Genomic DNA, 13,151 nt, shown 5'->3' on the forward strand with positions numbered 1-13,151 from the left:
GATCAGTCCTCGGGGAGGTTCCGGACCACGCGGATGGCGCGGGCCGCCGCATCCGCGTCGTCATCGACGCTTTCGGGGGAGAGCGTCACCACTCTCGTCCCCATGGCCTGCAGCGCGCTGATCTCGGCCGCGACAGGCCCTTCGACCCCCGCGACGCCCGCCCCGAGGATCAATCCCTGGGGCCGCTGGCCGCGCAGGGTCTGCAGGATCTTGCGCTCCCGCTCGGGGTCGCCGCCGGTCTCGGCCACGGTGAGGATCAACCCCGCCGCCTCGGTCTCGCGCGACAGCGCGCGGGTCAGCGCGCCGAACCTCTGATCGGTCATGTCGGTGACGACGAACGCCGTGATGGCCGAGGCGCCGCGCGCGATCGCCTGCGCGGCGACGTTGGCGGTGTAGCCCAGCTTCGTCGCGGCCGCCTCCACGCGGACCCGGTAGCTGTCGGCGACCTTGCGATTCGATCCGTTCAGAACGCGCGACGCAGTCGCCAACGACACCCCCGCTTCGCGGGCGACATCGTGGAGAGTGGGTGCACCTCGGGTAAGTGCGACGCTCTCGGTCACACGCTCAGTGTATGCCCCGCGGGGTCGACGCGGGCAGAAGAATTCGGTACGCTCCGCGCCGGTCGATGACGCGCGAGTGAGCGGGCGTGTCGGATCAGCCGTCGAGGGCCGCCGAAACGACCGCGCGTGCCTCCTCCTGCACCTGCCGAAGGTGCTCCTCGCCGCGGAGCGACTCGGCGTACAGCTTGTAGACGTCCTCGGTGCCCGACGGGCGTGCGGCGAACCACGCATCGGCCGTCTGCACCTTCAGGCCGCCGATCGCCGCGTCGTTCCCCGGTGCGTGCGAGAGCTTCGCGGTGATCGGGTCGCCGGCGAGCTCGGTCGCCGTGACGGCGTCGGGAGACAGCTTCGACAGCTTCGCCTTCTGCTCGGGTGTCGCGGGCGCGTCGACGCGCTGATAGGCGGATGACCCGAACTCGGCCTCCAGCTCGGCGTAGCGCTCCGACGGGGTCTTCCCGGTGACCGCGAGGATCTCGGCGGCGAGCAGGCACAGCAGGATGCCGTCCTTGTCGGTGGTCCACACCGTGCCGTCCTTCCGGAGGAACGAGGCGCCTGCCGACTCCTCTCCGCCGAAGGCGACCGAGCCGTCCAGAAGCCCGGGAACGAACCACTTGAACCCCACCGGCACCTCGTAGAGGCTGCGGCCGAGCCCGGCGACGACCCTGTCGATGATCATCGACGACACCAGGGTCTTGCCGACCCGCGCCCCGGCGGGCCAGTTCTCGCGGTGGGAGAAGAGATAGTCGATCGCGACAGCGAGATAGTGGTTCGGGTTCATCAGCCCCGCGTCGGGGGTGACGATGCCGTGCCGGTCGGCGTCGGCGTCGTTGCCGGTGAGAATGTCGTAGTCGTGACGCTTGGCCACGAGCGAGGCCATCGCCGACGGTGACGAGGGATCCATGCGGATCTTCTCGTCCCAGTCCAGCGTCATGAAGCGCCAGGTCGGATCGACGTCGGGGTTCACGACCGTGAGGTCGAGCTCGTACATCTCGGCGATGCGCGCCCAGTACTCCACCGAGGCGCCGCCGAGCGGGTCGGCGCCGATGCGCACGCCGGCCGAGCGGATGATGTCGACGTCGATGATGGTGGCGAGGTCGCGCACGTACGCTTCGCGGAAGTCGTAGCTTCCGACCGTGTCAGCGTCGATGTCGCTGTACTTCCTGCGCGCGACGCCCTCGAGGCCGGCGGCGATGAGCTCGTTCGCGCGGTTCGCGATCCACCCGGTCGCGTCGGTGTCGGCCGGTCCGCCGTGCGGCGGGTTGTACTTGAACCCGCCGTCGGCGGGTGGGTTGTGGCTCGGAGTCACCACGATGCCGTCGGCCCGCCCGGGGTCATCCGCGCTCTTCCCGCGGTTGTAGGTGAGGATCGCGTGGCTGAGGGCCGGTGTCGGGACCCACGAGTCGCGGGAATCGACACGGACGTCGATGCCCGCCGCGACGAGCACCTCGATCGCGCTCCGCTCGGCGGGGAGGGAGAGCCCGTGGGTGTCGCGCCCCAGGAACAGGGGACCCTCGATGCCCGCCATCCGCCGGTAGTCGACGATCGCCTGCGTGGTGGCGAGGATGTGGTCCTCGTTGAAGCTGGTGTTCAGCGACGATCCGCGGTGACCGCTCGTGCCGAACGCCACGCGCTGCGCGGGGACGGAGGCATCGGGTTTGCGATCGTAGTAGGCGGAGATGAGGGCGTCGATGTCGATGAGATCGGAGGCCTCGGCGGGCTTTCCTGCGCGCGTCATGCCCCCAGTCTGCCCCGATCGGGCCACCTCCCGCACGGGTTGACATGGCGGGTGGCTAGGCTGAACGCCGTGACTTCCGACGCCGCCGGGACCGAGGCATCCGTTCCCACTCGCCGGACCTACAGTTTCCTCGGCCCCGCCGGCACCTTCACCGAGGCGGCGCTCGCGCAGGTTCCCGAGGCCCGGGGACAGATCTGGCGGCCCGTGCACAACGTCGGTGAGGCCCTTTCCGACGTCATCGACGATCGCGCGCACGCGGCGATGATCGCGATCGAGAACTCCGTCGACGGCGGTGTGTCCACCGCCCAGGACGCCCTCGCCACCGTTGCGGGTCTCCGGATCATCGGCGAGTACCTCGTGCCGGTCGACTTCGTGCTCGTCGGGCGCCGAGGAGTGCGGCTCGAAGACGTCTCACTCGTCTCGGCGCACCCGGTGGCCTACGCGCAGTGCCTGCAGTGGCTGACGCGGACCCTTCCCGCCCACGCGCACATCCCGGCATCCAGCAACGTCGCCAGCGCCCTGGGCCTTCTGGACGGCACCAGCGATGCGGATGCCGCGATCGCCCCGCCGGGGATCCTCGAGCACCACGACCTCGAGCTTCTCGCCGAGAAGATCGGCGACAACCTCAATGCCGTGACCCGGTTCGTGCTGGTCGGCAAGACCGTGGCGCCGCCCGATCCGACCGGAGCCGACAAGACATCGCTCATCGTCGAGCTTCCCGATGACCGCCCGGGGGCGCTCCTGGAGATGCTCGAGCAGTTCGCCACCCGCGGGATCAATCTCTCGCTCCTCGCCTCACGGCCGATCGGCGACGAGCTCGGCCGCTATCGCTTCGTCATCGACGCCGACGGCCATGTCCATGACGAGCGCATGGCCGATGCGCTGCTGGGCCTTCGCCGCTTCAGCCCGAAGGTGATCTTCCTCGGTTCGTACCCGCGGGCCGACCGAGCCGTCGTGCGCTATCCCGACCGGTACTCCGACGACGTCTTCGTCGAGGCGCGCGACTGGCTGCGAGGACTCCTCAGCGGCGAGCCCGAGCACTGATCGACCGCCGACGGCATCGGGTGTTCCTCGGGCTGCTCCCCGGTCCTACACTGACCTCGTGAGCCCCGCAGACCCCCCGGCTCCGGCCGGCCGCCGCCCTGGTCGGGTGCGCCTGCCGCGGCCGATGACCACGGGCGAGGACAGCCGGGTCACGACGTTCGAGCTGTTCTTCGATCTCGTCTACGTCTTCGCGTTCACGCAGGTCTCGCGGCTGATGGCAGAGACGCACAATGCAGCGGGTATCGCGCAGGCTCTGATCATCCTGGCCCTGCTGTGGTGGACCTGGGTGGGTTACGCGTGGCTGGCGAACCGGCTGCCGGCGGACCAGCCGTTCCTGCGCACCGGGATGACCGTGGCGATGATCGGCGTCTTCCTCTGCGCCCTGACGATCCCCGAGGCCTTCGACGACTTCGACGGTGGGCTCTACGGCCCCATCGTGTTCGCCGTCGCGTACGCCGTCGTGCGCCTGGTGCACCTCATCCTGTTCTTCGTCACCGCGACGGATGATCCGCCGCTGCTGCGGCAGCTGATGGTGTGGAGCGTGTCGTCGGTGCTTCCCGCGTGTGCCGCGCTCATCATCGGTGCCGCGATCGGTGGAGAGGTGCAGGCGTGGGTCTGGGCCCTGGCGATCGTGTTCGAGGGGCTGGGCACCCGGGCGCTGTCACCCGGTGGGGGCGGGTGGCGCATCCACTCGGTCGCCCACTGGTCGGAGCGTCACGGTCTCATCGTGATCCTCGCCCTCGGCGAATCGATCGTCGCGATCGGGGTCGGGGTGGCCCGCGAGCCGATCAGCGTGCCGATCATTCTCGGCACCGCGACCTCGATCGTGATCTCGGTGCTGCTCTGGTGGTCGTACTTCCGCCGACTGGCGACGGTGGGTGAGCACGCACTCGCCCGGTTGTCCGGCGGGCCCCTCGTCAAGCTCGCCCGTGACGCATACTCCTACGTCCACTTCCTCATCGTCGCAGGTATCGTCCTGGCCGCCCTCGGCATCGAGGACGCGATGGCCCACATCACCGACACCGAACCGCTGGGATGGTTCGGTGCGGCCGCGCTCGGCTCGGGCATCGCCCTGTTCGCCGCGGGGACGGTCTGGTTCGCCGTGCTGGTCGGAGAACGTCGCCCGTACTTCCGTGGTCTCGAGGCGGTCGTCGCCACCGCGTCCATCCCGCTCCTGGCGGTGCTCCCCCCTGCGGCGGCGTTGACGGCGGCGGTCGTCCTGATGGGCGTGGTCGCGGGCGCGGAAGGCTGGATACACCTCCGCGCCGATCGCCGCGAAGCTCAGTCGTCGACGGCTGCGTGAGCCCGGTAGGTCGCGACCACCCGTGACAGGTAACGGGCGATGACCTCCTGCTCCTCGGCCGTGAAGTCGTCGAGTTCGCGGTCGACGTCCTGGATCATCGGCGTCAGCATGCCGAGTGCGCGGACGCGGGATGCGGGCGTGGGAACGACCATCACCCCCCGGCGATCGGTGGGGTGCGGTTCGCGCGTGACGTGACCGAGCGCGACGAGCCGGTCCACGGCGGTGGTGGTCGACGCCGTCGAGATCCCGAGACGCTTGGCCAGCTCGCTCGGCGTCAGGGGGCCTGTCGTCAGGAGATGCACCATCGCCTCGAGGTCGGTCGGATTGACCGTGAGCTCCCGACGCATCCGCTCTTCGAAGAGCTCGCTGACGTCGAGCACTTCGCGCAGCAGCGTGGTGGGCGCGCGGAACCCGGGCGGGCCGGGGGGTGCCGGCGCTGACGGGACTTCCGCTGCGTGCACCGTGCCAGTATAACTGCGCTAGTCTTCCTCATATCTAGCCTTTCTAATTAAATCCCTCTCATCGACACACAGGAGACGACGGATGACCGGGTATGTGCGCTTCATCACCGCAGCCAAGACCTCGTGGATCGTGCTGGTCCTGGCTGCCGCCGCGGCGGCGGCGCTGTTCGCCTGGGGAAGCGGCGGCGAGTCCGACAACGCCCCCGCTGTCGGGCTCCCCGATTCCGCGGAGTCGGTGCAGGTCGACGAGCTGCTCGACGAATTCCCGAGCGCCGACACCACCTCGGCGTTCCTGGTCTTCGAGGCCGAGGGCGACGAGCTGAGCGCCGAGACTCTGGAGACCATCAACGGCAAGGTGTTCGGCGACCTGGTCGACTTCACCCCCGACGGGTTCGTGCCGCCGGCGCAGGTCTCGGATGACGGGCGGGTCGCGCTGGTGATCGTGCCGCTCGATCCCGAGACCGGCATCGAGGCGCAGTCCGAGCGTGCGCAGGAGATCCGGGATGCCGCCTCCGCCGACCTCGGCGACGACGTGCGCGTGTACTTCACCGGTCCCGAGGGCTTCGAGGTCGATCTCGCCGCGGTGTTCGCCGGGGCCGACATCACGCTGCTGCTCACCACTGTGGTCGTCGTCGCGATCCTCCTCCTCATCACCTATCGCAGTCCGTGGCTCTGGCTCGTGCCGCTGACGGTGATCGGCGTCGCCGATGCGCTGGCGGGCATCGTGGCACGCAACGTCGCCGCCGCTGTCGGCGTCGAACTCGACCCGTCGATCACCGGCATCCTCTCGGTGCTCGTCTTCGGTGCGGGCACGAACTACGCCCTCCTTCTCATCGCCCGCTACCGCGACGAGTTGCGGCTTCATGAAGATCGCCGCGAGGCGATGCGGCGGGCGGTGCGCGGCGCCGGCCCCGCGATCATCGCGAGTGGATCGACCGTCGCGCTGGCCCTTGCGACACTCCTCTTCGCCGAGCTCGCGGGCAACCGGGCCCTCGGACTGGCCTGCGCCGTGGGGATCGTGGTCGCCATGATCTTCGCGCTGGCGGTGCTCCCGGCCGCCCTCGTGCTGTTCGGGCGAGGGCTGTTCTGGCCCTACATCCCGCGGTTCGGGTCGCGCGACGCCATTTCGCGGAGCCCGTGGGGCAAACTCGGGCGCGCCGTCTCGCGCCGCCCCGCGATCATCGCGATCAGCGGATTCGTCGTGCTGGGCGCCCTCGCCTCGGGCGTGTTCTTCGTGCAGACCGGTCTGTCGCAGAACGACCGGTTCCTCGACAAGCCCGAGGCGGTCGTCGGTCAGGAGATCATCGCCGACGCGTTCTCGGCAGGTGCCACTTCGCCCGCCACGGTCGTCGTCAGCAGGGATGACGCCGAAGCGGCCATCGCAGAACTCGAGACCATCGATGGGGTCGACGCCGCAGTGATCGCCGAGGAGACCGACGACCTCGCGCGCATCGATGTCACCCTCGACGCCAGCGCCGAGACCCCGGAGGCGTACGCCGCCATCACGGCGATGCGCGCCGCGCTCGATGATGTGGGTGCCGGCGACGGCCTGGTCGGCGGACTCGACGCTCGCTCGCTCGACGTCGCCGACGCGCAGGCCCGCGACCAGGCGCTGGTGATCCCGCTCATCCTGGTGCTCGTCTTCATCGTGCTCGTCGTGCTGCTGCGGGCTCTCGTCGCGCCGCTGCTGCTGCTCGTCGCCGTCGTGGTGAGCTTCTTCTCGGCGGTCGGGGCGAGCTGGTGGCTGTTCCAGACGCCGCTGTTCGGCTTCCCCGCGATCGACACGAACGTACTGCTGTTCAGCTTCCTCTTCCTCGTCGCCCTGGGCGTGGACTACAGCATCTTCCTCGTCACCCGGGCCAAGGAGGAGGCCGACCGGCTCGGCATCACCCAGGGGATGATCCGGGCGCTGGCCGCGACCGGTGCCGTCATCACCAGCGCCGGCATCCTGCTCGCCGCTGTGTTCGCCGTCCTCGGGGTGCTGCCGCTCATCACCCTCACGCAGATCGGCATCATCGTCTGCATCGGCGTGCTCATCGACACACTGCTCGTCCGGACTGTCATCGTGCCCGCGCTGACCTTCCTCCTGCGCGACCGGGTGTGGTGGCCGCGTCGTCCGAAGCTCAGCGACGCGGACGCGGCCGCGCAGGGCGCAGACGCGTTCGCCGACCCGCTGGAGGTCGAGCGTCGCCGGGCCGCCGCCGCGGCGGCGTCGGGCGAAGCCGAAGCCGGCGACCCGTCGAAGGAGGCGCCCGCCGTCGCGGGGCGCTGACGAGGAGCGCGAGCCGCGCGACGCGGCCTCGGAGATCGGCGCAGCCTCGGCCCACACCCCCCGGATGGGCCGAGGTTGTGCCGATCTCCGAGGCTGCGTCGTGGGCCCAGGTCTCGCGCTGCGGAGGTCCTTCGCGCTCCTGCGGATCACGCAGGGCACGTCGAGCCTCTCGAATGCGGACGTCCGCGCGAAAGGGGGACCGGGAGCGCCGAGACGTCGCTCAGCCCGCGAGTGCGGGCGCCGTCCCTGCCGACGCCGCGTCGGCGCGAGACGCCATCGCCTGGGCGAGGAGCGTGAGCGACTGGGTGCGCCCCGCCGCGGCATCCCTCTGTTCTGACGCGAACGCTCCCGCGATCGGCGACACCATGACCTCGTCGACCCCCGCGCGTGCGGCGAGATCGGCCAGGCCCGCCGCCACGTCGTCGCCGGTGCCCACGAACCAGGTCGCGCGGGCGGCTGCCATGATCTGATCGGCCATGGGGGAGAGCGGCGCCGCGCTCTGCGCGTCTTCGACGGTCTCGAGCGGGGTGAGGGTCTGGTTGGTGCGCAGCCGCACCATCATCCGCAGCTGCGGCAAGGCTCGCGCCTCCGCCTCTTCCGAGGTGGGGGCCGCGACGATGTTGGCCGTGACGAAGGTACGCGGATTCGGGTGCGCCTCGGAAGGCCGATACTGGTCGCGGTACAGCTGCAGGGCCCGGTCGAGGCCGGCACCGGAGAAGTGGTTGGCGAAGACGTAGGGGAGACCGAGCGAGGCGGCGAGCTGGGCCGAGTAATCGCTCGAACCGAGCAGCCAGACGTCGGGGGCGTTCTGCGCCGCCGGGGTCGCGCGCACCTCGTACGTGCTGCCGGAGGTCAAGCGGATCGCCGCGCCATCGGGTGAGGTGAGCGCCAGGATGTCGCCGATGTGGTCGGGGAAGCGTTCGACGTCGCTGGTGGTTCCCGACATCCGCAACAGCTGGCTGATGACCGGATCGCTGCCGGGCGCCCGTCCGATGCCCAGGTCGATGCGGCCGGGCGCGATCGCCTCGAGCGCGGCGAACTGTTCGGCGACGACGAGGGGGGAGTGATTGGGAAGCATCACCCCGCCGGACCCGACCCGGATCCGCGAGGTGCGCGCCGCGGCTGCGGCGATCAGCACCGGTGGTGCCGTCGAGGCGACGGCCGGCATGTTGTGGTGCTCGGCGAACCAGTACCGCGCGTAGCCGAGACGTTCCGCGGTCTCGACGAGGGTGAGGGATGCCGCGACCGCCTCGGCACTGGTCTGACCGGCGCGCACCGGCACGAGGTCGAGGACCGACAGGGTGATGCTCATACCGAAGGGTGCTCCGATCAGGGAAGGCGGTTCGCTCGGGCGAGGTTCTCGCGCATCTCGTCCGCGGTCTGACGCTGCCCGTACCCCGGGCGGTCGCGCTCGAGACGCCACGACTCGCTGAGCGGGCCGGCGTTGACGGTGTCGAAGCCGAGCTCGTCGTAGAGGCGTGTCATCGTCTCGATGGCCTCCGGGAAGTCGCTCGCCGTACCGAGCGCGCGGCGGTTCGGCGTCCCTGCGGGCGAACCGTCGGTGGTGATCTGCGTGGACATGATGTTGTTGAACGCCTTGACGACCTTCGAGGTCGGGAGGTGGTCCTGAAGAAGCTGCGAGGTCGTGGTCTCGCCGCGGTCGAGGGCCTCGATGTGGCCGTCGCGCTCGAAGTAGTAGTTGTTGGTGTCGAGCACGATCTTGCCGGCGAGCGGTTCGACGGGGATCGCGCCGATCGCCTTCAGCGGCACGGTGACGACGGCGATGTCAGCGGCCTCGGCGGCTTCCTCTGCCGTGGCGGCGCGGAGCTTCGGGCCCACCTCGTCGACGAGATCCTTGAGCGTTTCGGGTCCGCGGGAGTTCGCGATGACGACGTCGTAGCCGACTCCGGTGAATGCGCGTGCGAGCTGGCTGCCGATGTGTCCGGCGCCGATGATTCCGATGGTGGTCATGTGTGTGGCCAACGGACGGACCCCGTTGGGCATTCCCGCCGTGCGGGTGTCCCGAACTCCTGCAGGATGGGCCCCAGCCGCCGTCGCGGCCCCGATCACCGCCGCTTCGGGCGGGTATTGCAGGAGTTAGGGACACGCCCCGTCAGCGCGGCGCGCGCTTGACCGCCTCGTACGCCTCCAGCGCCGCCTTGCGCGACTCCTTCAGGTCGACGATCGGCGCGGGGGCGTCGCCGGAGGCGTGTTCGGGCGCCCAGGTGCGGATGTATTCGCGCTTCGGATCGAACTTCTCGGCCTGCAGCTCGGGGTTGAACACCCGGAAGTACGGGGCGGCGTCGGCGCCCGACCCCGCGACCCACTGCCAGCTGAACGGATTGTTCGCGGCATCGGCGTCGACCAGGCAGTCCCAGAACCACTGCTCGCCGCGCCGCCAGTCGATGAGGAGGTTCTTGATGAGGAACGACGCCGTCACCATCCGCACCCGGTTGTGCATCCAGCCCGAGACCCACAGCTCCTTCATTCCGGCATCGACCATCGCCACGCCGGTCTCGCCCCTCTGCCACGCCCGCAGGTGCGAGGGCTTCAGCCGGGGCCACGGGAAGGCGTCGAACTCGCGGCGGAGGTTCACCGTCGCGAGGTCGGGGTGGTGGAACAGGGTGTGCCAGGCGAATTCGCGCCACCCGAGCTCGGAGAGGAACCGGCGGGGGTTCCCCTCGTCGACCGCGGCAGCCCAGATCTGGTGGGGGCTGAGCTCGCCCCAGCGCAGGCGCGGCGACAGCATCGACGTCGACCCCGACGCCGGTTCGTCGCGGCTCCGATCGTAACCGCCGAGGTCGCCCGCGATGAACTCCTTCAGCCGCCGCTTCGCCGCCGCCTCGCCCGGTGTCCACCGCTCGCGCAGGCCGCCGGCCCAGTCGGGCGAGGTGGGCAGCAGCTCCCAGTCGTCGAGGTCGTCGGAGTCGACGCGTCCCGAGAACCCCGGCACCTCGCGGGGTTCGGGCAGCGGTGCCCGCGGCGCCGGCAGCGACAGGCACGCCCGCCAGAACGGGCTGTAGACCGAGAACGGCTTCCCCGCCCCGGTCTTCACCGTCCACGGCTCGAACAGCAGCGACGCGGCGAACGACTCCACCGTGACACCGTCCTCACGCAGGCTCGCCTTCAGATCGGCGTCGATGTCGCGTTCGGGCAGGCTGTAGCGCCGGTTCCAGAAGACCGCGCCCGCACCGGTGTCGGTGACGAGAGCGGGAAGGACATCGGATGCCGCGCCCCGCCGCAGCACGAGCGTCGCCCCCTTGGCGGCGAGGTCGTCGCCGAGCGAGGTCAGCGAGTGGTGGAGCCACCACCTCGCAGCCCCGCCGAGCGCGCGCACGCCGGGGGAATCCTCGTCGAGCACGTAGACGCCGATGACGGGCGCGTCGCGGTCGAGCGCCGCGCGCAGCGCGGGGTTGTCGCCGAGGCGGAGGTCGTCGCGGAACCAGACGATCGAGGGCGCAGCCATGCACCCATCCTCGCGCGGCGGAGCGCACCCGGGGGTGAACTCAGCTCGACGAGCCGCCGGAGGACGCGTCGCGGATCCAGGAGCCCGCCCGCGCCATCGCCTCGCCGGCTTCGGGGAACACTCCGACCCAGATCGGCCAGACATGCTGCATCCCGTCGCCGACGACGAGGTCGCCCCGCACCGAACGCGCGACCAGCCGGCGGGCATCATCGAGGAGGATCTCGTCGCTGCCCGCGAACGCCAGCAACGGCGGAAGGCGGCCCCCCGACGCCAGCGCGGGCGAGATCCGCGGATCGCGCCGATCGTGCGTCCCCGCGTACCAGCCGGCCATCTCGAGGAGGCTGTCGCGGGTGCATTCGATGTCGACGGCGGCGTTCGCGTCCATCGTGCCTCCGGAACAGGTGAGATCACCCCAGGGCGAGAAGAGGATGAGCCCGTCCGCGCCTTCGGCGGATCCCACCGCTGCAGCCAAGCCTCCCCCCGACGAGTCCCCCGCGACGAACCTCGGCAGGTCGGCGGGGAGCGCCCGGAAGGCGGCCGTGGCATCGTCGAACGCGGCGGGGAAGGGGTGCTCCGGGGCCAGGCGATACGACGCCACCCACACTTCGGCATGCGCGGAACGCGCCAGGTGGCCCGCCGTCTTTCGGCGCGACGCCGGAGATCCGAGCATGTAGCCGCCGCCGAAGAGGTAGAGGATGCGCGCACCGATCTCGCCGTCGGTCGGGCGGACCCGAAGCCCGAGCGGATGCGTTGAGAAGGTCACGCCGCTCGGTTCCGCCGTGGCATCCTCGGCGTGCTCCCCCGCGGCCCGACGCGCCGCAACGGGGAGGGACACCTGCTGCGGCGCTGCGGCCATCTGCGCCCAGAAGGCGCGCGCTTCAGGTGATGCCGCCATGCGAGACACCGTAGCGACGGGTGGGGGGCTTCGCTAGAGGCCCTCGACCTTGTGCCCGCGGGGGAGGGCGAGGAGGAGCGAGGCGGGCTCCAGTCGCACGCGCACCTGAGCGGCCTCACCGAATTCGTCGCCGTCGAGCTGCACGGGGTGGGGCTCGGAGGTCGCGAGGTCCACGCCCAGGCCGCGCGAGTACCGCACGGCGTTGTCTTTCGTCCGCAGCGCCATCACGCGACGTCCGCTCCGGAACCGCCGGAGGAAGCTGTTGTCCCACGCGACCCGGCGCCAGACGAAGATCCAGCCGAGGAGGCCCTTGGGTTGGATGAAGACGATGTCGAGGTTGCCGTCGGCGACCGACGCCTCGGGGATCAGCTCGAGTCCCGCCGGAAGTGACCCGCAGTTGGCGAACAGCACGCTCTGCACGCGCGCCGCATGGATGCGGCGCTGAGGCAGCTGGTACATCAGCCGGAACGGCTTCGCGGCCGGAAGCGACCGGGCCACGCCGTCGACGTACGCCACCCAGCCGACCTGCTTCTTCAGTTTCGGGTTGGTGTTGGCGATCATCGCGGCGTCGAGGCCCATGCCGCCCATCACGACGAACGCGTGCTCGTCGACCTTCCCGTCCTCGCGTCGGAGGCTGGCGAAGCCGACATCCATCGCCAGCGAATCGCCGTCGAAGGTCGCCCGGATCATGGCGTCGGGGTTGTCGAGGGGGAGGAGGAGATTGCGGGCGAGGAGGTTCCCGGTGCCGCTCGGGACGATCGTCAGGGGAACGCCGGTGCCGGTCATCGCCTCGGCCACGGCGCGCACCGTGCCATCACCACCGGCGACGAGCACGGCGGTCGCACCTTCTTTCAGAGCCTGGCGGGTGACGTCGTCGCCGAGGTCGTCGACCGTGGTCTCGTAGAACAGCGGCTCCGACCAGCCCGCCTCCTTCGCGGCGCGCTCGACGCGTGCACGCAGGTCGTCGGCATCGACCTTGATGGGGTTGTACACCAGGGCCGCCTTCGGGCTCGGGCGCCCTTCGGTGTCGGCCATCGGGGCGGGTTCGCCCTCGGCCGACACGCGGCGGGCTTCGCCCTCTTCGCCGTCGGTGGTGTCGGGCTCGACGTCGTCGGGCTCGCGGATGACGTCGTCGGGGGCGGCGGCCTCGGTCGGGTCGGGCGCGCCGGTCGAGCCCGGGGCGTTCGAGGACGTTGTGCCGCTGTCCATCTCCTCGTCGTCCAGGAGGTCGCCCGTCAAACCGTCGCCCTCCGGAAGGTCACCCTCGGCGATCTCCTCGGTCTGCTCGGCGAGCTCCTCGTCGGCGGCCTCGAGCTCGGGCTCGTCGGGGCCGTCGGAGTACACCGCATCGGACGGGTGCGGCGGGTCGGCGCGGTCGGGCGCCTCTTCGTTGTCGTTCTGTCCCCCTGGCATGC

11 protein-coding genes are annotated in these 13,151 nt (G+C 70.5%); 3 read left to right on the plus strand and 8 right to left on the minus strand.

The window, feature by feature from the left end; translation table 11 throughout:
* Positions 1-2: 2 nt before the first annotated feature.
* Both DT073_RS05165 and pgm read right to left on the minus strand, forming a co-directional pair.
* Positions 3-560 carry a LacI family DNA-binding transcriptional regulator gene (locus tag DT073_RS05165; RefSeq protein WP_124292415.1) on the minus strand — a complete coding sequence of 186 codons (558 nt, stop codon included), beginning with the start codon at positions 558-560 and terminating at the stop codon, positions 3-5.
* 94 nt (positions 561-654) lie between these two features.
* The gene (pgm, locus tag DT073_RS05170) at positions 655-2,295 is read right to left on the minus strand and encodes a phosphoglucomutase (alpha-D-glucose-1,6-bisphosphate-dependent) (protein WP_124292416.1); all 1,641 of its coding nucleotides are present in this window, start codon (positions 2,293-2,295) and stop codon (positions 655-657) included.
* Positions 2,296-2,364: 69 nt separating this feature from the next.
* Here pgm and pheA point away from each other — a divergent pair, with 69 nt between their 5' ends.
* Positions 2,365-3,339, plus strand: coding sequence for a prephenate dehydratase (pheA, locus tag DT073_RS05175; RefSeq protein ID WP_124292417.1), 975 nt, complete (start codon positions 2,365-2,367; stop codon positions 3,337-3,339).
* Positions 3,340-3,397: 58 nt separating this feature from the next.
* Positions 3,398-4,642: a low temperature requirement protein A gene (locus tag DT073_RS05180; RefSeq protein ID WP_124292418.1), complete on the plus strand. Its 1,245-nt coding sequence runs from the start codon at positions 3,398-3,400 to the stop codon at positions 4,640-4,642.
* Here the strand turns inward: DT073_RS05180 and DT073_RS05185 are convergent.
* The gene (locus tag DT073_RS05185; RefSeq protein WP_124292419.1) at positions 4,621-5,103 is read right to left on the minus strand and encodes a MarR family winged helix-turn-helix transcriptional regulator; all 483 of its coding nucleotides are present in this window, start codon (positions 5,101-5,103) and stop codon (positions 4,621-4,623) included. The two genes, DT073_RS05180 and DT073_RS05185, sit on opposite strands and share 22 nt — an antisense overlap.
* Positions 5,104-5,185: 82 nt before the next feature.
* Here DT073_RS05185 and DT073_RS05190 point away from each other — a divergent pair, with 82 nt between their 5' ends.
* Positions 5,186-7,375, plus strand: a complete 2,190-nt coding sequence (locus tag DT073_RS05190) for an MMPL family transporter (protein ID WP_124292420.1) — start codon at positions 5,186-5,188, stop codon at positions 7,373-7,375.
* 220 nt (positions 7,376-7,595) lie between these two features.
* Here DT073_RS05190 and DT073_RS05195 read toward each other — a convergent pair whose 3' ends face one another.
* From DT073_RS05195 to DT073_RS05215, 5 genes are all read right to left on the minus strand, one after another.
* Positions 7,596-8,687 (minus strand): LLM class flavin-dependent oxidoreductase, encoded by a 1,092-nt coding sequence (locus tag DT073_RS05195; RefSeq protein ID WP_124292421.1) that lies wholly within the window; start codon positions 8,685-8,687, stop codon positions 7,596-7,598.
* 17 nt (positions 8,688-8,704) lie between these two features.
* Complete coding sequence (locus DT073_RS05200; RefSeq protein ID WP_124292422.1) at positions 8,705-9,379, minus strand: NADPH-dependent F420 reductase; 675 nt, start codon at positions 9,377-9,379, stop codon at positions 8,705-8,707.
* 109 nt (positions 9,380-9,488) lie between these two features.
* Positions 9,489-10,841 carry a cryptochrome/photolyase family protein gene (locus DT073_RS05205; protein ID WP_124292423.1) on the minus strand — a complete coding sequence of 451 codons (1,353 nt, stop codon included), beginning with the start codon at positions 10,839-10,841 and terminating at the stop codon, positions 9,489-9,491.
* A gap of 40 nt (positions 10,842-10,881) precedes the next feature.
* Complete coding sequence (locus tag DT073_RS05210; RefSeq protein ID WP_124292424.1) at positions 10,882-11,736, minus strand: alpha/beta hydrolase fold domain-containing protein; 855 nt, start codon at positions 11,734-11,736, stop codon at positions 10,882-10,884.
* Between the two features lie 33 nt (positions 11,737-11,769).
* Complete coding sequence (locus DT073_RS05215; protein ID WP_124292425.1) at positions 11,770-13,149, minus strand: diacylglycerol/lipid kinase family protein; 1,380 nt, start codon at positions 13,147-13,149, stop codon at positions 11,770-11,772.
* Positions 13,150-13,151: the final 2 nt, after the last annotated feature.

It is taken from the genome of Microbacterium sp. ABRD28, from assembly GCF_003850245.1.
Lineage (GTDB): Bacteria > Actinomycetota > Actinomycetes > Actinomycetales > Microbacteriaceae > Microbacterium.